The sequence below is a fragment of the Falsiruegeria litorea R37 genome (assembly GCF_900172225.1).
GTDB lineage: Bacteria > Pseudomonadota > Alphaproteobacteria > Rhodobacterales > Rhodobacteraceae > Falsiruegeria > Falsiruegeria litorea.
This window is the reverse complement of sequence record NZ_FWFO01000001.1, coordinates 829707-850819: the sequence shown is the minus strand read 5'-3', so window position 1 is coordinate 850819 and position 21113 is coordinate 829707. Positions and strand designations below refer to the sequence as shown.

General features: G+C 59.5%; 27 protein-coding genes. 12 read left to right on the top strand and 15 right to left on the bottom strand.

Features of this window, described 5'->3' with window-relative positions; translation table 11 throughout:
- The first annotated feature begins 7 nt into the window (after positions 1 to 7).
- Both TRL7639_RS04280 and TRL7639_RS04275 read left to right on the top strand, forming a co-directional pair.
- Positions 8 to 418 (top strand): Zn-ribbon domain-containing OB-fold protein, encoded by a 411-nt coding sequence (locus TRL7639_RS04280; RefSeq protein ID WP_085794536.1) that lies wholly within the window; start codon positions 8 to 10, stop codon positions 416 to 418.
- 12 nt (positions 419 to 430) lie between these two features.
- Positions 431 to 1579 (top strand): acetyl-CoA acetyltransferase, encoded by a 1149-nt coding sequence (locus tag TRL7639_RS04275; protein ID WP_085794535.1) that lies wholly within the window; start codon positions 431 to 433, stop codon positions 1577 to 1579.
- Between the two features lie 190 nt (positions 1580 to 1769).
- Here TRL7639_RS04275 and TRL7639_RS04270 read toward each other — a convergent pair whose 3' ends face one another.
- On the bottom strand, positions 1770 to 2561 hold the full coding sequence (locus TRL7639_RS04270) for a siderophore-interacting protein (RefSeq protein ID WP_085794534.1): 792 nt from the start codon (positions 2559 to 2561) through the stop codon (positions 1770 to 1772).
- A gap of 135 nt (positions 2562 to 2696) precedes the next feature.
- A complete protein-coding gene (locus TRL7639_RS04265; RefSeq protein ID WP_085794533.1) occupies positions 2697 to 3833 on the bottom strand; it encodes an LLM class flavin-dependent oxidoreductase in 1137 nt (378 codons plus the stop codon).
- Between the two features lie 212 nt (positions 3834 to 4045).
- Between TRL7639_RS04265 and TRL7639_RS04260 the strand changes: the two genes are divergently transcribed.
- Complete coding sequence (locus TRL7639_RS04260; protein ID WP_133057605.1) at positions 4046 to 4282, top strand: hypothetical protein; 237 nt, start codon at positions 4046 to 4048, stop codon at positions 4280 to 4282.
- A 13-nt stretch (positions 4283 to 4295) separates the two neighbouring features.
- Here the strand turns inward: TRL7639_RS04260 and TRL7639_RS04255 are convergent, their stop codons facing one another.
- The gene (locus tag TRL7639_RS04255; RefSeq protein ID WP_085794531.1) at positions 4296 to 5072 is read right to left on the bottom strand and encodes a Stf0 family sulfotransferase; all 777 of its coding nucleotides are present in this window, start codon (positions 5070 to 5072) and stop codon (positions 4296 to 4298) included.
- Positions 5073 to 5108: 36 nt separating this feature from the next.
- Positions 5109 to 6206 carry a redox-regulated ATPase YchF gene (gene ychF / locus TRL7639_RS04250; protein WP_085794530.1) on the bottom strand — a complete coding sequence of 366 codons (1098 nt, stop codon included), beginning with the start codon at positions 6204 to 6206 and terminating at the stop codon, positions 5109 to 5111.
- Between the two features lie 181 nt (positions 6207 to 6387).
- Between ychF and TRL7639_RS04245 the strand changes: the two genes are divergently transcribed.
- The 3 genes from TRL7639_RS04245 (at position 6388) to TRL7639_RS04235 (ending at position 9069) form a co-directional block, all read left to right on the top strand.
- Entirely contained in the window at positions 6388 to 6876 is a 489-nt protein-coding gene (locus TRL7639_RS04245) for an acyloxyacyl hydrolase (protein ID WP_085794529.1), read from the top strand.
- 92 nt (positions 6877 to 6968) lie between these two features.
- A complete protein-coding gene (gene trpA, locus TRL7639_RS04240) occupies positions 6969 to 7760 on the top strand; it encodes a tryptophan synthase subunit alpha (RefSeq protein WP_085794528.1) in 792 nt (263 codons plus the stop codon).
- A 145-nt stretch (positions 7761 to 7905) separates the two neighbouring features.
- Complete coding sequence (locus TRL7639_RS04235) at positions 7906 to 9069, top strand: alpha-hydroxy acid oxidase (RefSeq protein ID WP_085794527.1); 1164 nt, start codon at positions 7906 to 7908, stop codon at positions 9067 to 9069.
- A gap of 4 nt (positions 9070 to 9073) precedes the next feature.
- Here TRL7639_RS04235 and TRL7639_RS04230 read toward each other — a convergent pair whose 3' ends face one another.
- Positions 9074 to 9736: a dioxygenase family protein gene (locus TRL7639_RS04230; RefSeq protein WP_207559635.1), complete on the bottom strand. Its 663-nt coding sequence runs from the start codon at positions 9734 to 9736 to the stop codon at positions 9074 to 9076.
- 373 nt (positions 9737 to 10109) lie between these two features.
- On the opposite strand from TRL7639_RS04230, the gene TRL7639_RS04225 reads away from it, so the two are divergent.
- Both TRL7639_RS04225 and TRL7639_RS04220 read left to right on the top strand, forming a co-directional pair.
- Positions 10110 to 11261: a M24 family metallopeptidase gene (locus TRL7639_RS04225; RefSeq protein WP_085794525.1), complete on the top strand. Its 1152-nt coding sequence runs from the start codon at positions 10110 to 10112 to the stop codon at positions 11259 to 11261.
- A gap of 132 nt (positions 11262 to 11393) precedes the next feature.
- On the top strand, positions 11394 to 12038 hold the full coding sequence (locus tag TRL7639_RS04220) for a 50S ribosomal protein L25/general stress protein Ctc (RefSeq protein WP_085794524.1): 645 nt from the start codon (positions 11394 to 11396) through the stop codon (positions 12036 to 12038).
- Positions 12039 to 12205: 167 nt separating this feature from the next.
- Here TRL7639_RS04220 and TRL7639_RS23195 read toward each other — a convergent pair whose 3' ends face one another.
- Positions 12206 to 12400: a hypothetical protein gene (locus TRL7639_RS23195; RefSeq protein WP_207559634.1), complete on the bottom strand. Its 195-nt coding sequence runs from the start codon at positions 12398 to 12400 to the stop codon at positions 12206 to 12208.
- A gap of 113 nt (positions 12401 to 12513) precedes the next feature.
- Here TRL7639_RS23195 and pth point away from each other — a divergent pair, with 113 nt between their 5' ends.
- The 3 genes from pth to TRL7639_RS04200 all read left to right on the top strand — a co-directional run bounded on the left by pth (position 12514) and on the right by TRL7639_RS04200 (position 15025).
- Positions 12514 to 13203, top strand: coding sequence for an aminoacyl-tRNA hydrolase (gene pth, locus TRL7639_RS04210; protein WP_085794523.1), 690 nt, complete (start codon positions 12514 to 12516; stop codon positions 13201 to 13203).
- 280 nt (positions 13204 to 13483) lie between these two features.
- The gene (locus TRL7639_RS04205; protein WP_085794522.1) at positions 13484 to 14647 is read left to right on the top strand and encodes a serine hydrolase domain-containing protein; all 1164 of its coding nucleotides are present in this window, start codon (positions 13484 to 13486) and stop codon (positions 14645 to 14647) included.
- A 9-nt stretch (positions 14648 to 14656) separates the two neighbouring features.
- Entirely contained in the window at positions 14657 to 15025 is a 369-nt protein-coding gene (locus tag TRL7639_RS04200) for a DUF2237 family protein (protein ID WP_085794521.1), read from the top strand.
- Positions 15026 to 15059: 34 nt separating this feature from the next.
- Here the strand turns inward: TRL7639_RS04200 and TRL7639_RS04195 are convergent, their stop codons facing one another.
- Together TRL7639_RS04195 and TRL7639_RS23270 are read right to left on the bottom strand one after the other, a co-directional pair.
- Entirely contained in the window at positions 15060 to 15401 is a 342-nt protein-coding gene (locus tag TRL7639_RS04195) for an EF-hand domain-containing protein (protein ID WP_165759739.1), read from the bottom strand.
- An 11-nt stretch (positions 15402 to 15412) separates the two neighbouring features.
- Positions 15413 to 15559, bottom strand: a complete 147-nt coding sequence (locus TRL7639_RS23270; RefSeq protein ID WP_235820254.1) for a glycine zipper 2TM domain-containing protein — start codon at positions 15557 to 15559, stop codon at positions 15413 to 15415.
- A gap of 381 nt (positions 15560 to 15940) precedes the next feature.
- On the opposite strand from TRL7639_RS23270, the gene hmuQ reads away from it, so the two are divergent.
- Complete coding sequence (gene hmuQ, locus TRL7639_RS04185) at positions 15941 to 16261, top strand: heme-degrading protein HmuQ (RefSeq protein WP_085794518.1); 321 nt, start codon at positions 15941 to 15943, stop codon at positions 16259 to 16261.
- Positions 16262 to 16346: 85 nt separating this feature from the next.
- On the opposite strand, the gene trpB is transcribed toward hmuQ, so the two are convergent.
- The 7 genes from trpB to TRL7639_RS04150 all read right to left on the bottom strand — a co-directional run bounded on the left by trpB (position 16347) and on the right by TRL7639_RS04150 (position 20685).
- Positions 16347 to 17594 carry a tryptophan synthase subunit beta gene (gene trpB / locus TRL7639_RS04180; RefSeq protein WP_085794517.1) on the bottom strand — a complete coding sequence of 416 codons (1248 nt, stop codon included), beginning with the start codon at positions 17592 to 17594 and terminating at the stop codon, positions 16347 to 16349.
- Between the two features lie 68 nt (positions 17595 to 17662).
- Positions 17663 to 17998 (bottom strand): hypothetical protein, encoded by a 336-nt coding sequence (locus TRL7639_RS04175; RefSeq protein ID WP_085794516.1) that lies wholly within the window; start codon positions 17996 to 17998, stop codon positions 17663 to 17665.
- Positions 17999 to 18128: 130 nt separating this feature from the next.
- A complete protein-coding gene (locus TRL7639_RS04170) occupies positions 18129 to 18614 on the bottom strand; it encodes a fasciclin domain-containing protein (protein WP_085794515.1) in 486 nt (161 codons plus the stop codon).
- Positions 18615 to 18729: 115 nt separating this feature from the next.
- Entirely contained in the window at positions 18730 to 19377 is a 648-nt protein-coding gene (locus TRL7639_RS04165) for a phosphoribosylanthranilate isomerase (protein WP_085794514.1), read from the bottom strand.
- Between the two features lie 4 nt (positions 19378 to 19381).
- Positions 19382 to 19738 (bottom strand): LapA family protein, encoded by a 357-nt coding sequence (locus TRL7639_RS04160; protein WP_085794513.1) that lies wholly within the window; start codon positions 19736 to 19738, stop codon positions 19382 to 19384.
- 4 nt (positions 19739 to 19742) lie between these two features.
- The gene (gene ihfB, locus TRL7639_RS04155; protein WP_027263109.1) at positions 19743 to 20024 is read right to left on the bottom strand and encodes an integration host factor subunit beta; all 282 of its coding nucleotides are present in this window, start codon (positions 20022 to 20024) and stop codon (positions 19743 to 19745) included.
- Positions 20025 to 20316: 292 nt separating this feature from the next.
- On the bottom strand, positions 20317 to 20685 hold the full coding sequence (locus TRL7639_RS04150; protein WP_085794512.1) for a GFA family protein: 369 nt from the start codon (positions 20683 to 20685) through the stop codon (positions 20317 to 20319).
- Positions 20686 to 21113 lie beyond the last annotated feature (428 nt).

Sequence of the window (21113 nt, the reverse complement as noted above, 5' to 3'; positions counted from 1 at the left end):
AAGCAACATGACTGACTTTGCACTCCCCGAAGCCAGCCCACAGGCCGACGCGGCGTTCCGCGCAGGCCTGGCTGCTGGCAAGTTCCTGATCCAGCGGTCCACGACCACCGGCGCATACAACTTCTACCCCCGCGCGCTGTCGCCCACCACGGGCGCCGACGATCTGGAGTGGGTCGAGGCGTCGGGCAAAGGCACCGTTTACGCCAGCACCATCATCCGCCGTCCCGCCAAATACGGCGGCGACATCAACAACGTTCTGGTCGATCTGGACGAAGGCCCGCGCCTGTTCACCCGGATCATCGACTGCGACAACGAGGCGATCGAGATCGGCATGAAGGTTCAGGCCGTTGTCATGACCCCCGATTTCGGCCCCAACGCCAAATCCGGCGAACCCGCCGTATTTTTCAAGCCCGCGTAAGGAGTTAGACACATGGCACACGCACTGCGCGGCAAATCCGCAATTGTTGGCAAGGGCTATTGGGGTCTGGGCAAGACGCCCAACACCTCGCCCATGGAACTGATCGCCAAGGCGACCAAGAACGCGCTGGATGACGCGGGCATGGACCTGTCCGAGATTGACGGCATCTGTGGCGGCACCTTCTATCACTTCTTCCCCACCCTTTCGATTGCCGAGTATCTGGGCGTCAAGCCGACCTGGGCGAACTCGGACATGGTGGGCGGCTCGTCCTTCATGTCCTACCTGGTCGAGGCGACCATGGCGATCCAGGCGGGTCTGTGTAAGAACGTGCTGATCTGCTATGGCTCGAACGCGAAATCGGCGCGTGATCTGAACGGTCTGATCGAGACACCGCAGTGGGAGCGCGCCTATGAGCCGATGGTTCCGGTTCCGGGCTATGCCTTTACTGCTCAGCGGTACATGCATGAGTATGGCGTGCCGAAAGAGCACTTTGGCCATGTCGCCATTTCGGCGCGCAAATGGGCGCAGCTGAACCCTGATGCGACCATGCAGACAGAGCTGACGATGGAAGAATACCTGGCCTCGCCCAGTGTGGCCGACCCGCTGACGGTTCTGGATTGCTGCCTGATGTCGGATGGCGGTGCGGCGATCATCGTGACCTCCGCCGACCGCGCCAAGGATTATCAGGAAAAGCCCGCCTACTTCCTGGGCGGTGGCAACGCCATCTCGCACCGCGAGATCGCGCAGGCCGCGAGGCTGACCACCACTTGCGCGGCGGAAAGCTCCAAGCGGGCATTCGACATGGCCGGGATCACCACCCAGGATGTGGATGTGGTCGAGCTGTATGACGCGTTCACCATCAACACTCTGCTGTTCCTTGAGGACATGGGTTTTGTGAAGAAAGGGGAGGCTGGCGCCTTTGTGGCCGATGGCAACATCGCACCCGGTGGCTCGTTGCCGGTGAACACCAATGGCGGTGGCCTCAGCTGTGTGCATCCGGGCATGTACGGGTTGTTCTGCCTGATCGAGGCAGCAACGCAGATCCGTGGGGATGGTGGCAAGCGTCAGATCGACGACGTGAACATCGCCATCGCGCACGGCAACGGCGGCACCTTCTCGAACGAGTACACTGCCGTTCTGGGCAGCGAAGCCGCACTCTGAACTCATTAGGCACGGAATCAAGGCCGAAGGCCGCCGTGCCAGCGCCGTCCCGCCCCCTCGGGGCGGCGCTTTGCCGACGTTGCATCAGGTGTTCAAAATGCAATGTGTTTTGCGGGCATAAAGCGTGTTACGGCACGGTCTGACGCCACCCCGGCGGGACGCCCCTGCCCCGGCTACTGTTGGCTCTATTTCAGCCTGCTGCTTCCAATTCTTGCAGGCGGGCTGCGTCCTCTCCCTTGATCTTCTTGTGCTCGTCCTCGGCCACGCCTGCCTTCCAATAGCTGGAGAGGTAGATCTTGGTGCGGTCCACTCCGCGTTCGTTTCGGAAGTAGGTCCGCAACTGTTGCATGGATTTGAACTCACACGCCGCCCATACAGACACTGTGCCGTCACGCCAGGTGAGCGACTGGATGTGATCGACAAAAGCGGTCGAGGTGCCATCCGGGTGCGGGTTGAGGATCACGTGCAAGTTCATGCCGCCGGGCAGGGTGACCTCTGGCGCGTCCTCGGCGCTGGTGACTTCCATGATCACCTCACCTTTGGCGTCTGCAGGCAGAGCCTCGAGGTTGCACAGAAGCGCAGGCAGCGCGGTCATATCTCCGGCCAGCAGCAACCAGTCGGACGAGGTGTCGATCCATTTGATTTTACCCGGACCGGCGATCAGGATGTCATCACCTACCTTGGCGTTTCGGGCCCAGACAGCCGCGGGCCCGCTTGTGGTCCCATCAAGGTCGTCGTGCAGGGCAAAGTCGACGGTCAGGCGGTTTTGCGCTTCATCAAAGGCGCGCACCGTGAAGGTTCGCATCGCCGGACGATCGGGGCGCGGGCGTGGGGCATCAGGAAAGATCAGCTTGATGTAGCCGCTTTCGCTGTCTTCGGGAAACCCGTGCAGGTCATCGCCCGCCAGAACAATGCGGCGCATATTCGGGGTCAGGTTCCATGCGTCCAGAACCTGCAATTTGCGTCCTTCTGCTTGCGCCATTCTTTCACTCCTGCATTCATCGCTGCTATCATTACCTGAGTGATTTAGTCATATTTATAATTTGCGCAAGAAAAACATGAAGAACACCTGCGCACGAGGGATGTGCGCAGGTGCAGGTTCGCCGCCAGATCGGGCTTAAGAAAAGGCTTTGATGACCTTTGAATAATTCTCGAGCATCTCAAGCTCTTCTTCCTGCTCGAAATAGCCAACGTGATGCCAGACCACGAATTCCTCGGTCCCGTATTTCTCTTTCAGAACGCCAACCTGATCGATCACCTGATTGACGGTGCCTTTCCAGACGCGACCCATGGGTACGTGATAGGGCGGCGCGTTGTAGGCAAAATTGAACAGCTCTTCGAAGTCGCGATAATGCTGCTCGGCCTGCGCTTCGGTCGAGCCAATCGTGAGATGCCCGCCCAGGACCAGCGTGTTGCCAACGGTCAGGTCGGTGTGGCCGTGGTGGTGCGCCTCTTCCAGGTAGATCGGCATGGTCATGTCCATGAACTCGTCCTTGTTGACGAAAGACACCAGTTTGGCCCCCTCTTTGGCCCAGAACTTGGCCGTTTCCATCGACCACGAGAACGGCACGTAGAGCGGCGGGAAATCGCGCCCGTCGGTGCGTTTGCGCGGACGCGGGACGATGCCCATCTTACGCAGGGTGCCGTTGTCATCCACCGCGCCTTTGCCGCCATACTCGGCTGTTGGCGGGAAAGGCCAGGTGATGTTGTCGGCCGGGATGTTCCAGAACTCGCCATGGTGGCTGAATGTCTCTTGGGTCCAGGCTTTTTTGACCACGGCCCAGCTTTCCTCCATCAGGCGGCGGTTGCGGGCGTCTTCTTTAGAACGGTCAGACTGCGTGGTGGTGATGTCCAGATGCTGCGCCAGAGTGTTCAACCAGCGCGGCGTGTTGCCCCGCACAAAGCCACAGAACAGCCGCCCGCCGGACATGTGGTCGATCATCGCCATGTCTTCGGCCAAGCGCATGGGGTGATGCGCGGTGAGCGCCATGCCCACCTGCCCCACCATCAGGTTCTTGGTGTTGGCGGCAATGTGCATGTTCCAGAGCAGCGGGTTGGTCGTGGTCTCAATGCCTTCGACCTGAAAGTGATGCTCGGTCATGCAAAAGCCCGCATAGCCGTTTTCATCCGCAAACTTCATCTGTTCGGTCGTGCGGTCCAGCAGGGTCGCATAACGATCCGGGTCCGACCCCGGCAGAACCACATCCTCTCCCTTGCTGCGCATATACGGCTGTACCAGCACGTGGACTTTCATTGTGTCACTCCAAATATAGTTATCGTTCACTAATTTTTGATGTCACAGCGTATGGCTCGCGTATTTGACCTGAGTCAAATCCCACGCCTCACGCAGCAGTGAATGCCGTTGATTTGCCGAAAGCCCCCCACAGGCGCAGGTTCAAGACACAGACGTTCATCAAGACCAACAGCACTAAACCGGCCCAATGGCCCGTATCGGAGGTTCAATACATGACACGACTGAAAACTATCCTGGCGATTGCCGCCCTGACCCTGCCGGCGGTTGCCGTGGCAGAGGGCGATGCGCAGACGAGCACCAAAGCGCACAAGAGTGTGCCGGACAATGACCCGCGCTGGTCGAACTGGCCGCATGCGCCTGAAACTCAGGCGGGGCGGTCTTATTCGAAACTGGTGCGCATTGAATACGGCGGACCTGTTGAGCGGAATTTCGAATCCGGGCGGCGCTGAGGATCAGCCTCGCCTAGGATAGAGAATGGGCCGCGTGCTGTTCCCGGTCCCCCCGGTACTGCGCGGCCCATTTTTCGTTCATCTCATCGGCCAGTTTGCGCACACCCGGGGTCGCCCGCTCTGCGGCTTCGGTCGGCTGGTCGAGGTGAGATAGGATGCGGCGCAATTCGTGCTTGGGGTTTTCGGCAAGATCCGAATATCGAACCTTGAGCGGGCGCACGCCGGTCTGCTCGAACCACCGGGCCCAAGCCGCGTCATGCGCTTCGAACTCCACCGCCTTTTCATGGATGCGGGCAAAGTCATAACGTGGTGGTTGTGGTGGGCCTTTTTGTTCGACCGCCTCGCCATTGGGCGCGACGTGCCACGTGCCCGTCTGTTCCGCCCGCACGTAGGAGATTGCCTGATCCACCTTGTCCTCGCGGATCAGATGGACAAAGGCAGTGTGCCCAAAGACCGCTTTGATCCGAGCAAGGTCATCCTGTGCGTCGGGATGCAGGCACGCGGTCATCGCCATCAGATCAGGTAGGCTTTCGTGCATGAGGCGACATCCAAAGAATTCGCCAGCGCCTGTCCCCTCGGCCACAGCCGCAGACAGAAAGGACGTGCAAAAGGTGGGGTTGTTCAGATCAACCGCCTGGGGCACCTGCAGGTGATCGGCCCACCATTGCCGAGACGGGCCGCGAAAAAAGGAATCCGGGCTTCCAGCCACTCCGGTTTGCGACAGCAACCCACAGAGCAAGGTGCTGCCTGACCGGGGGTTGGTACAGATGATGTAGCTGTCGATGGTCATGTCCCCTCGCCCTGTCCAGGTCCGGGGACAGTCGTATCAGGTGTTGAACAGGAAGTGCATCACATCGCCGTCCTTGACGACGTAGCCCTTGCCTTCGGCCCGCATCTTGCCCGCATCTTTGGCGCCGCTTTCGCCGTTGCAAGCGATGTAGTCGTCATAAGCGATGGTTTCGGCGCGGATGAAGCCCTTTTCGAAATCCCCGTGAATGACGCCCGCGGCCTGCGGGGCTGCGGTGCCCTGACGGATGGTCCAGGCGCGCGCCTCTTTCGGGCCGACGGTGAAATATGTTTCCAGGTGCAGCAGCTCGTAGCCCGCCTTGATCAGGCGGTCGAGGCCTGCCTCTTCCAGGCCCATCTCGGACAGGAACATCTCGGCCTCGTCGTCCTCCAACTGGCTGATCTCTTCTTCGATCTGGGCCGAAATGATGACGTGGCTGTTGCCTTGCGCTGCGGCCATGTCCGCCACTTTGGCAGAATGCGCGTTGCCCTCTGCCGCTTCGGATTCGCCAACGTTGCAGACATAAAGCACGGGCTTGGTGCTGAGCAGTTGCAGCATCTTCCAGGCTTTGAGATCTTCGGCATCCACCTCGACCAGACGGGCGGGCTTGCCGTCTTCGAGCATCGCCTGGGCATCCGCCAGCAGGCGGTCCTGCTGCTGTGCTTCTTTGTCGTTGCCCTTGAGCTTGCGCACCAGGTTGGCGCGGCGCTTTTCGATGCTTTCCAGGTCGGCCAGCATCAGCTCGGTCTCAATGGTTTCGGCGTCGGCCACCGGATCAACACGACCATCCACGTGGGTCACATCGCCGTCCTCAAAGCAGCGCAGCACATGGGCGATGGCATCTGTTTCGCGGATGTTGGCCAGGAACTGGTTGCCCAGCCCTTCGCCCTTGGAGGCACCTTTGACCAGACCGGCGATGTCCACAAAGGTCATGCGGGTCGGGATGATCTGCTTGGAGCTTGCAATCGCGGCCAGCTTGTCCAGACGCGCGTCTGGTACGCCCACTTCGCCCACGTTGGGTTCAATGGTGCAGAACGGAAAGTTCGCTGCCTGTGCCGCTGCTGTTTTGGTCAGCGCGTTGAACAGGGTCGATTTGCCCACGTTCGGCAGACCCACGATACCCATTTTAAAGCCCATGACCGACTCCTGCTGTCATTCCAGTGGGCCTTCTATTTGCGCAGACCCAAATTGGCAAGCCGCACCGGTTCTGACCGGGTCAGATCACAATCAGACAACGGTTTTGTGACCCGCAGCTCATTGTAAGTGTACCGATCGGTAAACATTTGGATCAGTACCAAAAGATCACTGGAAGACCACCATGAAACACCTCGCAGTTGCACTCTCTCTGGCCATGTCGACGGCCGCCCCTTTGCACGCGCAATCCCTGATCCTGGGCCTGGGATATGCGGATTTCGAATTTGCAGACTCATCCGATCAGGCGCTGGCGTCCATCGAATATCAACACGCGCCCTTTCACCAACGCGAGCGGTTCAGCGCTGCCTTTGCCGGGGCCGCGTCAATTCATGCCAATGGCGACGTTCATCTGGGTGTCGGGATCGCGGCGGAATACAAGCTGAACCAGCATTGGTTCATCGAGGCCAGCGTTTTGCCGGGCGCGTTCATTGAGGCCGACAGCAACAACGATCTGGGCAGCAAGTTCGAAGTACGCAGCCTGTTGGGCCTGGGTTATCGGTTCGAGCGGGGCGATGCGCTGTCATTGGCGATCACCCATAAATCCAACGCCTCGGTGTCAAGCTTCAACCCCGGCGTTAACGCGGTGCTTTTGCGCTATCACGTTGCGTTTTGACACCCCATTCTGACCCAAGCGCACCAAGCGGGATTGATTTTCCGCCCAAGTTTCTGCACATCGGGCGTAACCCACAGTTTCAAGGACGCCCGATGACCCGTATCGACGCCAAATTCGCAGAGTTGAACGCCCAAGGTAAAAAGGCGTTCGTGTCTTATGTCATGGCGGGCGACCCCGATTTCGACAGCTCTTTGGAGCTGGTCAAGGGCCTGCCGGGTGCGGGCGTGGATGTGATCGAGCTGGGCCTGCCCTTTACCGATCCGATGGCCGATGGCCCAACCATTCAGCTGGCCGGTCAGCGCGCGCTTGAGGCGGGCATGACGTTGGACCGCACGCTGGAGCTGGCGACTGAGTTTCGCAAGGCAGACAACACCACCCCAATCGTGCTGATGGGCTATTACAACCCGATCTACAGCCGTGGGGTCGAGACGTTCCTGAGCCAGGCCAAGGCCGCAGGCATCGACGGTCTGATTGTGGTGGACCTGCCGCCCGAAGAGGATGATGAGCTGTGCATTCCCGCGCAAGCCGCCGGTCTGAACTTTGTCCGTCTGGCGACGCCAACCACCGACGACAAGCGCCTGCCACGTGTACTGCAGAACACATCCGGCTTCGTCTACTACGTTTCGATCACCGGCATCACCGGCGCGGCCGAGGCCGAAGCCACCGATGTTGGCCCCGAAGTGGCGCGGATCAAAGCCGCCACCGACCTGCCGGTCATCGTGGGGTTCGGCATCAACACGCCTGCAAAATCGCAGGCCATCGCCAGTGTCGCGGACGGGGCTGTGGTGGGGTCTGCCATCGTCAGCCAGATTGGCGCGGGCAAACCAGTGGGTGAAGTGCTGGACTTCGTGAAGTCGCTGGCGGATGGCGCACACGCGGCGTAAACCACTGCTTTCATGTTTGTTTTACGCAAGGCGCGAGAGGTCACTCTGGCGCCTTGTTGCGTTCTGGTGGCGAAGATTTAGGCCACTTGCGCAACAAAATAAGAATTGGTAAAAACTTCTAACCAATTCCGGATCGGAGTCTGCAATGCCCGTGATTACCAACATCGACGACCTCAAGCGTCTGTATCAGCGGCGTGTGCCGCGGATGTTCTATGACTATGCCGAAAGCGGCAGCTGGACCGAGCAGACGTTCCGCGAGAACACTTCCGATTTCGACCAGATCCGCCTGCGTCAGCGCGTGGCCGTGGACATGACCGGGCGCAGCACCGCGACGCAGATGATCGGCGAAGATGTCGCCATGCCCGTGGCGCTCGCCCCTGTTGGTCTGACCGGCATGCAACATGCAGATGGCGAGATGAAAGCAGCCAAGGCGGCCGAAGACTTTGGTGTGCCATTTACGCTGTCGACCATGTCGATCAACTCGATCGAGGATGTGGCGAGTTACACAACCAAGCCGTTCTGGTTTCAGCTCTACACGATGAAAGACACCGATTATGTCAGCCGGTTGATCCAGCGGGCCAAGGACGCGAAATGCTCGGCCCTGGTGATCACGCTGGATCTGCAGATCCTGGGTCAGCGGCACAAGGATCTGAAGAACGGGTTGTCCGCTCCGCCGAAGCTGACGCCATCGACCCTGCTCAATCTGGCCACGAAATGGGGCTGGCTGGCCGGGATGGCCCGCGCGCATCGGCGCGAGTTTGGCAACATCGTGGGCCATGTCGAGGGGATCTCCGACGCCTCGTCCCTGGGGGCATGGACCGCTGAACAGTTCGACCCAAGCCTGGATTGGGGCAAGATCGAGAAGCTCATGAACGAATGGGGCGGCAAGGTGATCCTGAAAGGGATCTTGGACGCCGAAGACGCCAAGATGGCTGCCAAACTGGGTGCGGATGCCATCGTGGTGTCGAACCACGGAGGGCGGCAACTTGATGGCGCGCTGAGCTCGATCCGCATGCTGCCCGAGATCCTCGATGCGGTCGGCGATCAGGTCGAAGTGCATCTGGACAGCGGCATCCGCTCGGGCCAGGACGTGCTCAAGGCGATGGCGATGGGGGCCAAGGGCACCTATATCGGGCGCGCCTTTGTTTATGGTCTGGGGGCGATGGGACAGGCCGGGGTCACCTCGGCGTTGGAGGTCATCCACAAGGAGCTGGACACCACCATGGCGCTGTGCGGCGAGCGGTCGGTCGCGGGTTTGAACCGTGACAATCTGCTGGTGCCCGAGGGCTTTGGCGGACGCTGGAGTTAAGTCCCTAGTTCGTCCCGGTGTCCGGGCGCATGTACACATCGAATGTGCCCGTTGAAACACCGTCGATGTCGATGAATTCTATGGTTCGGCACGGTTCCGTGTTCCGGTCAATCGGATCGCCAGCCGCCGCCGGATCATCGGCCCAATAGCTCTGCGTGAAAAAGGGCAGATAGCCCGGGGCCGAAAAATAATAGTGTATGTGCCGCCGCCGGTTTTCATAGGGAGCTGGAACAATCGAATGGGCGACGGCAACGCCGACCGTGTCGGCCAATAGGGTTGCGCGCATGCGAATGTCATCAAAATCTTCGGCAAACCCCGGCGCATAGGGATAATATTCACCTTTCGCATCGACGGTGTAGGGTTCGATCCTGGCGCCTGAAATGGGTTTCCCTGTTTCGCCATCAAACACCCGGATGGTCAGCTGCATCGGATCGCCGGGCTCGCTCGTGGGGTTGATGTTTCCATCAAGAGCAACCGGGGTGTTGGCGACGAAATAGGGTCCGGACGAGGTTTCATCCGTGAACCCGCAGTGTTCCGTTTCGTTCATTTCGGGATCGGTGAAGAAGCAGGTGTAGACCGCTTTGGGAAGACCCTTTGCCTCAAGCGCCAAGCGGTCCTCAGCCGACACAAGGTCCTTGAACCCCAAGTCGGCCAGCGACTTACCCACGCAGGTCTGGTCGGCGGAAGCGCTTTCTGATGCCAAGGGTGGCGCGAACAGAACCTGCGTGAGACCCATTGTACAAGCCAGCGCACCCCGCCACGCCAACCGCGAAGACATAGCCGTGAAACCGTTACGCATAGTGCCGCTCCCATCATCGAATGTTGTCTGTTTGAGTGTGGAATAGAACGCACATCTTTTGCATTTCCGTCGGTCCGACCCCATTTTTTCAACTTCCTGGTCCTGGAAGCAGCAGGTTCGCTTTTGAAATCCGGCCATTCACGTGTCGCGAATGAACGCCCGAAAGCGTCTCGATCATGTAACTTGACACTGGACGACCACATTCACCCGTGACGACGCAGCCAGAGAGACAGCGAACAAGATGAGCCAATATGCACACCGTTTGAACAGCTTTTGCGAGCGTTTGACCGAAGCGGGAATCGACGTGGCGTTGGTGACGGATGACGACAACGTCTATTACCTGACCGGATACTATGACTATCTGCATATGGAATTTGGGCGACCTACGATCCTGGTGGTGTCAAGACATGGCGACAGCCTGCTGATCACCCCGACCATCGACTTGAACGCGGCGCAAGCGGCGGCGCATGTGGATCGGATCGCGGCCTGGAACGACGGGATGGGTGCGGAATGGCGGGCCGAGTTGCCGGGTGCGCTTGGCAGCGTTGGCCGGGTCGGCATCGAGCCGGATCACATGCCGCCTTTGGTGCGGGCTTATGTTGATGAATTGGTTTCGATCGAGCGCATCACATCAGTCTCTTCCCTGCTTGCCGACATGCGCATGATCAAATCGGCGCAAGAGCTGCAACTGGCGCGCCACGCGGGACAGGTTGCGGGTGCGATGATGGCTGCAGGCCGCGCGGCCATTGGCGACGGGGTGCCCGAGTTCGAGGTGGCGATTGCCACATCGCAGGCCGGAACCCGCAAGGCGGCAGAACTGTTAGCTGCGCATTACGATGACGCCGACATGTCACCCAACACCCATTTCCTGCAGATCATGGCGTCGGGGCGTGAAATCACCAAAACCCATCACCGCGCCTCGACCCGGATCATGCGGCTGGGCGAGCCGGTGTTCCTGTGTTTTTGCGGCATGACCAACTTCCACCGCTTCAAGCTGGGGTTCGATCGCACCTTCTGGATCGGAGAGATCGGTGACCCGACGCAGGAACGCGTCTATGAAATCGCGGTCGAGAGCCAGGCAGCTGCCCTGCGCGCCTTGCGACCCGGAGTGACCGCTGAAAGCGTGCACGCGGAATACGCCGACGTAATCCAGGGCGCCGGGTTCGAATACCCGTTCCGATGTGGGCGGGCCACGGGTTTCAGCTATCTGGAGCATCCGCAGCTGGTGACCGGCGATACCACCGTGTTGCAGCCCGGCATGGTCTTTGCCGTCGATGGCTCGGTCACGACGGATACGTTCCGGGCGCAGGTGGGCGACAGTTTCATCATCACTGAGGAGGGTTATGAGCAGATCACCGACCATCCCAAAGCGACAGCGGACATGATAATATGACGCTATGAGGGGTCTCGGTCTGGCGAGACCACGATTCAGCCCTTTTCAATTCCCCCGATCTGGTCTATGAGCGCGGCTTCACGCGGGAATACAGCCTTGGAGGATTCCCGCCCTAACTTATGGAGAATTCATATGGCTGGTCAGATTCCTGATCTTGAGTGCCAGGAACGTGCGGGGACAGGCAAGGGCGCCGCTCGCGCAGCGCGTCGCGCTGGCATGGTTCCGGGTGTTGTTTTTGGCGGTGACGTAGATCCGCTGGCAATCCAGATCCCCTTCAACGTTCTGTTGAAGAAACTGAAAGCAGGCCGGTTCAAGTCGACCCTGTTCAACCTGAAAGTCGAAGGCCAGGAAGACGTCCGCGTCATCTGCCGTGACGTTCAGCGTGACGTGGTCAAGGACCTGCCGACCCACTTCGACCTGATGCGCCTGCGCCGCACCACCCGCATCAACCTGTTTGTTCCGGTTGAGTTCGTGAACGAAGACGAAGCCCCCGGCATCAAGCGCGGCGGTGTTCTGACTGTTGTGCGTCCCGAAGTTGAACTGATGGTCACCGCGGGCGAGATCCCCGAGAAGATCACTGTTGATCTGACCGGTCTGGCCATTGGCGACGTTGTCACCATCTCGTCCATCGACCTGCCCAGCGGTGCCAAGCCGACCATCGACCGCGACTTCGTGATCGCCAACATCTCGGCTCCGTCGGGTCTGGCTTCGTCGGATGATGAAGAAGGCGAAGGTGAAGGTGAAGAAGCCGAAGTCGAAGCAGCCGCAGAAGAGTAATCTTCCGCAGTGCCGGTCCCTTTCCGGATCGCAAGCTTTAGGCACCCCTCGACCGTTGGTCGGGGGGTGTTTTCTTATGCGCATGAGTGATAGGCGGGGTGATCGAACCCAGGATCAGGTTGATTGATGAGCAACCCAGCTCCACCAGTCATGAATGCCCGCGTCGCTCAGACACAGCCGGATTTTTCGATGACCAGAGCGCGAACCGGTCCATCCGGGTGGGCCACATGCTCGTCGCCATTCTGTGCGTGAAAGATGTCACCCGGCCGCAATCGCAGGGTTTGTGCATGTGAAACAAGAACACGCAGGAGGCTGCCTTGTACTGCCCATTCTTCCAGACACCCGTCAGCGACAGATCCCAATGGTCTTGAGTGAGCGTGCCTTTGTCTTTGCGAATTTGCGAGAGGATTGCTGGCAATTCGGACTGTTTCGGTGCATCTAGACCCCAAACCGTGACAGATCTGCGAGGCGCGCCATGAAACTCTTTGTTGGATTGGGCAACCCGGGCGGCAAATACGCCCGCAACCGGCACAACATCGGCTTCATGGCCCTGGACGAGATCGCGCGGGATCACGGGTTCGGTCCCTGGAAAAGCAAATTTCAAGGCCAGGTTTCCGAAGGGCGCTTGGGCCGTGAAAAGGTACTGCTTTTGAAACCCGAGACCTTCATGAACCGCTCAGGCCAATCCGTGGGCGAGGCGATGCGGTTCTATAAGCTCGACAGCAGCGATGTAACGGTCCTGCACGACGAGTTGGACCTGGCGCCGGGCAAAGTGCGGGTCAAGGCAGGTGGCGGTCACGCCGGGCACAATGGGCTGCGGTCGATCCATGATCACATCGGGGCGACTTATGATCGGGTGCGTCTTGGCATCGGCCATCCAGGCCGCAAGGAACTGGTGGCAGGATACGTGCTGCACGACTTTGCCAAGGCAGACGAAGAGTGGTTGGACAACGTATTGCGCGGCATCTCGGACGGGGCAGCGCATCTGGCAGATGGGGATGGCGGAAAGTTCATGAACGCGGTGGCGTTACGCACGGCTCCGCCGCGTTCGTCAAAGTCTAAGGCCCCCAAATCTGAAACCGCTGCAATAACCGATAAAGGGGAAGCGAAGCCTGAAGAGGATGCCCGCTCGCCGATACAGAAGCTCTTGGATCGTTTCAGCTGAGTTTTCTGTAGAACTCCACGACGTTTGACACCTGCGCGGCCTGTCGGCCTTGCGTCCTGCGGACGGCAGGGGGCCAGGCTCATGCGGGCAAAGCCCGCATGAGCCTGGCCCAACGGGAGGAGGTGTCCCGCAAGGGGCATCGACGACGGGCGGGAGTTCCTTTGAGCCGATTAGAGTCGCTCCAGCTGGGAGCGAACGATTGGATTTCGTTTCCGTGACGTTCCCATTGTGCTTGCTCGGTCTCGCCCTCAGGATACTTGTAATCGAGGAGGTTTCGAACATGCGCACTTTCGGGAAATGGTTGGGTCGAATTCTACTGGCGTTGATCCTGGCGGCGGCGGTCGTCGGCGTTTGGAAGCGCGAAGAGCTCACGCGCTTGTTGGCTGTGAATTCGCTGTTTTCCGAAGAGAACATCGTGAACAACTTCTCGAACATGGACGCGGCCTTTTTGACCGTCTCTTTGCCGCGTGGAAATGGGCCCACCTCAGAACTGACCTATGGGCCGGAATACGATCTGCCAACGGGTGTGGATCAGTGGATTGAGGAACGTGCCGTCACATCCTTGCTGATCATGCAAGACGGCCAGATCCGCTATGAACAGTATTTCCTTGGCACCGGACCGGACGACCGTCGCATTTCATGGTCGATCGCCAAAAGCTATCTATCCGCCTTGTTCGGCATTCTGCTGGAGGAAGGAGCGATTGCCTCGCTTGACGACAAGGTCACCAAATACGCGCCCGAGCTTGAGGGCAGCGCCTATGAGCATGCCACCATCCGCAACGTGCTGAACATGGCCAGCGGCGTGGTCTTTGACGAGGATTATCTGGACTACAATTCCGACATCAACCGCATGGGTCGTGTCGTCGCATTGGGGGGCGAGCTGGATGATTTCGCGGCCTCGCTCAAGGACAGCTTCGCCCCTCCGGGTGACACCTGGCAATATGTCTCGATCGACACCCATGTGGTCGGCATGGTGATCCGCGGTGCCACCGGGCGCTCTGTCTCCGAGCTGTTGAGCGAGAAGGTCCTGGCACCGCTCGGCCTGGAGCGGGATGGGTACTACATCACCGACGGCGCGGGCGTGGCCTTTGTGTTGGGCGGGCTGAACTTCACCACGCGGGACTTTGCGCGCTTTGGCCAGATGATTCTGCAGGACGGCGCATACGGCGGACAGCAGGTGGTGCCCGCAGATTGGATCGCAGAATCCACCGCCGCCTCGGCCCCTACGGCCCCCGGCAAGATCGGCTATGGCTATCAGTGGTGGATCCCCATGGACGCGCATGAGGGCGAGTTCATGGGACGCGGGGTTTACGGCCAATACCTTTATTTCGACCAGCCGCGCGGTGTGCTGATCATGACGACGGGCGCCGACCGCAAGTTCCGCGACGAGGGCGTGAGCGCCCAGAACATAGAAATGTTCCGCAAAATCGCGCAGAGCCTGTAAGCTGGCCCCATGGACCGCGACGAGAGTGTGAATGTACTGGGCGGGGCGCTGGCGCCCTGCTCGATGGACCCGGTGACCGGGTTCTTTCGCGACGGGCATTGCAACACATGTGCCGCCGATCAGGGCAGCCATACGGTATGTGCGGTGATGACGGCCGAGTTCCTGGCCTATTCCAAATACGTCGGCAACGACCTGAGCACACCCCGGCCTGAGTTCAACTTTGCCGGATTGAAGCCTGGAGACCGCTGGTGCCTGTGTGCGGCCCGCTTCATGCAGGCCCACGACGAGGGCTGCGCGCCCAAGGTGTCGCTGGAGGCCACGCACCAGCGCGCGCTGGAGATTGTGCGGTTGGAGGTGTTGCAGGACTGTGCGGAGTGAGGTCGCGGATTTCGGCCTTGGACCTTCGGATCAATCAATCCAGCGATCCATCACCGTCCCGGTCTGCACCCTCAAAATCCTTCCGGACCTGTGCGTCATACTCGGCCTTAGAAATTCTGCCGTCCCGGTTGCTGTCAGCTCCATCGAACACGTCCCCGCTCATGAAGCTATCGACTTCGCCGCGTTCGAGCCGACCATTCTGATTTGTGTCCATGCCCCCAAACAGCGTGTCCATCTGGTTTGAATACTCTTCATAAGTGACCAAACCGTCTCTGTCGCCATCGAGGAGCAGCAATGCCTCACCAGGCATCGTTTCAGCGAATGCAACTGAGGAAAGAGCGAAAATGGCAGAGGCGGACAGTGCGGAAATTTTCATGGTTTTCATCCTCAGCACCCCATGGTTCGCGCGGTCGTTAAACCGCCGGTGAACGCGCCTGCGGCAGTGGCTATGGTCTGCCCGGTGCCCCCACCAAACCGGTTACCAATTGCACCACCAATTGCAGCCCCAGCGAGTGTTCCGCCGACGCATGCCACTTCATGTTGTGTAGGTGTTGTCGGGGTACATGCAACTGAGGCGGCGACCACCCCCAGTACGACCGATATTTTAACGAAGGTGTTCAACTAGCTCTCCTCTTTTGTCGGGTCGCATTGCAGTGGCTTGCAGTCACGACATATTCAGAATCAGCGTAGCGAACTGCAATACCGTTGCAACCGGATTGGTCAGAAATAAGAAGGATCACGCCGATACTACGCAGCCACCGGGTCAAAGGATGCGAATGATCAACTCGGATTGGCGACAGATCTCTCCGCTTGCGCCCGCCCGCAACTTTCGGTCTAATCAGCCGCAGCCAGCGGTGAGGGGCAGAGGTCCGCCGTGCGCCAACCCTCTTGCACTCTCAGAAGAAAGCACAGCCGATGAGCTTTATTGCCATGAACCGTTTCAAGATCCGCCCGGGGTCGGAAGCGGAGTTTGAAACCATCTGGGCCTCGCGGGAAAGCCGCTTGAAGGAGCTCAAGGGCTTTCGCGAGTTTCGCCTGCTCAAGGGGCCGTCCAGCGACGAGCATACGCTCTATTCCAGTCATGTGATCTGGGACAGCCGTGACGATTTCGAGGCTTGGACCAAATCGCAGCAGTTCCGCGATGCCCACAAGAACGCAGGCAAGCGCGAGGGTGAAAGCCCGATCCTGGGTCATCCTCAGTTCGAAGGGTTCGAGACGGTTCTGCACGAGGCGTGAACCGGGCGTCGCCGCCCAACGAGAAACCCCGGCAGAACACAATCTGCCGGGGTTTCCATTCAAAAACAGGGACCTGGAGGCGGGTCTAGCCTGCGGTCCGACCTTCGGTGTCGGACATGTCGAAACCAAGGTAATTTGCGACGGTCTGCACGTCCTTGTCGCCACGGCCGCACATGTTCATGCAGATCAGGTGGTCAGCGGGCAGTTCGGGCGCGATCTTCATCACATGCGCCAGCGCATGGGACGGCTCCAGCGCGGGAATGATGCCCTCGGTCGCGCAGCACAGCTGGAACGCCTCCAGCGCCTCCATATCGGTGATCGAGACATATTGCGCGCGGCCGATGTCGTTCAGCCAGGCGTGTTCGGGGCCGATGCCGGGATAGTCGAGGCCCGCCGAGATCGAATATCCTTCGAGAATCTGACCGTCGTCGTCCTGCAGCAGATAGGTGCGGTTGCCGTGCAGCACGCCCGGGCGGCCACCGGTGAGTGAGGCGCAGTGCTCCATCTTTTCGTTGACGCCCTTGCCGCCTGCCTCGACCCCGATGATGTTGACGTCCTTGTCGTCAAGGAAGGGGTAGAACAGGCCCATGGCGTTCGAACCCCCGCCGATGGCGGCAATCAGCGTGTCGGGCAGACGGCCCTCAGCCTTTTGCATCTGCTCTTTGGCCTCTTTACCAATGATCGACTGGAAATCGCGGACCATCGCCGGATACGGGTGCGGACCGGCAACGGTGCCGATGCAATAAAAAGTGTCGCGGACGTTGGTCACCCAGTCGCGCAGAGCGTCGTTCATGGCGTCCTTGAGCGTGCCGCGGCCGGATGTGACCGGGATCACCTCGGCGCCCAGCAGGCGCATGCGGAAGACGTTGGGGGCCTGGCGCTGCACGTCGTGCGCGCCCATGTAGACCACGCATTTCAGACCGAACTTGGCGCAGACGGTGGCGGTGGCAACGCCGTGCTGACCAGCACCGGTTTCGGCGATGATGCGGGTCTTACCCATGCGCCGCGCCAGGATGATCTGGCCCAGAACGTTGTTGATCTTATGCGCGCCGGTGTGGTTCAGCTCATCCCGCTTGAGATAGATCTTGGCCCCGCCCAGGTGCTCGGTCAGGCGTTCGGCAAAATAGAGCGGCGAGGGGCGGCCCACGTAGTTCGCCCAGAGATCGTCCATCTCGGCCCAGAATGTGGGGTCGTCCTTGGCCTTTTCATATTCCTCTTCCAGCGACAGGATCAGCGGCATCAGGGTTTCGCTGACGAACCGTCCGCCAAAGATACCGAAGCGCCCGCTTTCGTCGGGGCCGGACATGAAGGAGTTGAAAAGGTCGTTGGCCATGAGAGTCTCCGTCGTCGTGCCAGATGTTCATAGGAGGTGCGCGCCGGATTTGCCATGCAAAAAAGGCATCAGGCTGCGGATTGCCCCTGTTGTCGCCACAGCTGCCACGCGACGTCGGGGTTCGGGATCTTGGTGCAAGGGAAGTGGTGGAAGTAGAGCACATGCGCAAGGCGCGGTGTGACCTTGAGCAGACGCGCGTGGGGACCGCTGTGCGCATAGGACATCATATCCTCTGGTCTGTCCCAGACGGTGAGTGAAAAATAGATACCATCTCGGGGGAATACGAGTGCGTGACTGCATCCGGGGCTGTCCTTGGCCTGCTGCAGCGCCTGCCGCGCGCGCCAGAAGAATTCAGGCGCAGTAAACCAGCTTTTCAACCTAACTCCGCCAATCGCCGCGATCATCACTCTGCCCTCCTGTCATAGTGGCTACGATGTGGCGCGTGTGGCGGATCACATGTAGCAACCTGTTTCCAAAAAAGAAAAACACCCAAGCGATGCGCTTGGGTGTTTGGCTGCTTATTTGCATTCGCGCTTAGGGCAGCAGCACCTTGTCGATCACGTGGATCACACCATTGGATGCCTCGATATCTGCAGCAACAACTTTGGCCCCATCAACCTTTACGCCATTGCGGGCGTTCACGTCCAAACGGTCGCCCTGAACCGTCAGGACCTTGGCCTTTTTGCCTGCGATGTCACCTGCCATCACCTTGGCCGGGACAACATGATAGGTCAGAATAGCAACCAGTTGGTCCTTGTTTTCAGGCAGAAGCAGGCTTTCGACCGTGCCTTCAGGCAGCGCCGCGAATGCCTCGTCCGTGGGTGCAAAAACGGTAAACGGGCCATGTCCTTTCAGCGTCGGCACCAACCCTGCGGCCTGCACGGCTGCGACCAGCGTTCCGAATGTGCCTGCGCCCACGGCAGTGTCTACGATATCCTGGCCGGCAGCAGTTGCGGGGGTCATCACCGAGGCCGCGATCGCGGCGCCTGCGGTCATGCTCAAAAACATACGACGAAACATTCCATGTCCTCCATGTTGGAATAACAGGAATACGCGGTCATCCCGACATTGGATCACTTGATCACATGCCGCCATCCTTCCGCGCCATGACGCGCAAAAGATTTGTCTTTTGGGTTCAGGCTGTTGTCGATTTCACAAAGGCCGCAATGCGCTCTGGGTCCTTGACCCCGGGCGCGCTTTCAACACCCGAAGAGACATCCACCTGACGCGCGCCGGTCATCCGGATCGCCTCGGCCACATTGTCGGGCGTCAAGCCACCTGCCAGCATCCAGGGCTTTTGCCAATACTTGCGGCCCGCCAGCAGGCGCCAGTCAAAGGCCAATCCATTGCCCCCCGGAAGGTCGGCGTTTTTGGGTGGTTTGGCGTCGATCAGCAGTTGGTCGGCGACATCCGAGTATAGCTCGATCTGTGGCAAATCCTCGGCGTCGGCAATCCCGATCGCCTTCATCACCGGCAAGCCATAGCGGGCCTTGACCTCGGCCACGCGTTCGGGGCTTTCCGTGCCGTGCAACTGCAACATGTCCAGCGGCACGGCGCGCGTGATTTCATCCAGCTCTGCGTCGGTGGCATTCACCGTCAAAGCGACTTTGGCTACGCCAAGGGGCACCTCGGCCGCCAGGGTTGCGGCCTGTTCAACCGTCAGGCACCGCGGGGACTTTGGAAAAAAGACAAATCCGACATAGCGCGCACCCGCCTCGGCGGCAGCCGCGATGTCTGCGGGCGCCTTGACCCCGCAAATCTTTGCACTGACAGCTTGCGACATCGGCTTACTTGGCTGTGGCCTCATCCAGGATGGCCAGCACCTCGTCCTTGCCCTCGTTTGTCTTGTCCTTGAGCTTGGTCACTTCACGCTCGAGCTTGCGAACCTCGCGGTGTTTCACCGTGGCCTCTTTCCGGTGTTTGTGCTCGCGCAGCCATTCCCACACAAAGCCGATAATGACACCTGCCGCAATTCCACCCAGGACCACCACGAACAGTGGCAGAGAAATCGCGAAATTGAAGCCCAGAACCCCGGCCAGATCTTCTGGCACAAGTCTAAGGGTCACAAAGTCCCGGTTGGCCACGGACACGGACACCAGAATGATGGCCAAAGCCCCCAGAAACGCGTAGCGAAGGTAGCGCATGTTGTTACTTTCCGTTCAATCGATCCCGTAGCAACTTGCCGGTCTTGAAGAACGGCACGTGCTTTTCTTCGACATGCACTGTTTCGCCGGTTCTTGGATTGCGACCAATCCGCGCGTCGCGCTTTTTCACCGAAAAGGCGCCAAAGCCACGCAGTTCGACCCGGTCGCCCCGCGCCATGGCGCCGGTCACCTCTTCGAATACTGTATTTACGATCCGTTCCACATCCCGTTGATACAGATGCGGGTTCTCATCGGCGATTTTCTGGATCAGTTCCGAACGGATCATGGTCAGTTCCCCTCCCAAGGCAACATGGTGGCGCGTAGCTATTTTTGTGATCGTACAGGAAAATTAAGGGGATGGGGAACGTTAAGTCAAAGACTTGATGGGAAAAATTGGGATTGACGCCCGAAATTCGACCACGAATTTCCGAGATTTTCAACTGGCAGTCGTGCTGCATCGCCGCAATTGGCTCGCGCCACAGGGACGGCGACAGATGATTCGGTGCCGTTGCGTCATCATGCGCCGCTCAATCAGCTTGGAGCGGAAACCCGGTTCCTGGCTCTTTCCAACGTCTTGTTCACCGGTTCTCTGTAAAGAGCACCGCCCCGACAACAGAGGGCAGCCAATACTCGCGCCGTTTGGTCCAGAGCTCGTAAGTCGGCGCAAATTGGTTCGGTTCGTCCATCGCGCCCAGATGAACTTCGATTTCATCGTCTGAGACAGAGAACACCGAAGATCCACAGCGCGGGCAGAAATGCCTCCCCTCGTAGTGTTGCGTCTGCCCCGTCACGGTGGCGACGTCTTGGGGATAGATCGCAGACGCATGAAACACCGCACCGTGATGCTTGCGACAGTCCATACAATGGCACAGGCCGATCCGGAGCGGCTCGCCTTGAGCCTCAAATCGAACTTCGCCGCACAGGCATCCGCCGGTAACCTTGGTCATATGCTGTCTCCTTCTGCGCGCGCCCCGCTCTCGTGAATAGCACGTTCCCCGCGAAACGGGGTATGTCCTGGCAAGATGTTCCACTGCCCCGGTGCCGCGGACAGGAAAGACCTGCGTCAAGCGGTGCTGCGCCGGGCGCAGCCCGGCGCCCGGCCCAACGGGAGGAGGTTTTTCGCCAGAAAAATTGACGACGGGCGGGAGAGCTTTGCGGATGAGGACACCGCCAATTGTCCTGTTCCGCAGGCGTCGCCAGATCGGAATTGCCGTTTCCGCAAGCGCAGCAACCGGTCACCTTCGTCCCGGTGCAATACGTCATGTACCCTGCAACATCATTGCCCTTTTGCAATCAAGATTATTTGATAGCCTTGGTAACACTAGCTTTACCGTGACGTTGAATTGACCACCTGATTGAAACCATTGGGATAAAC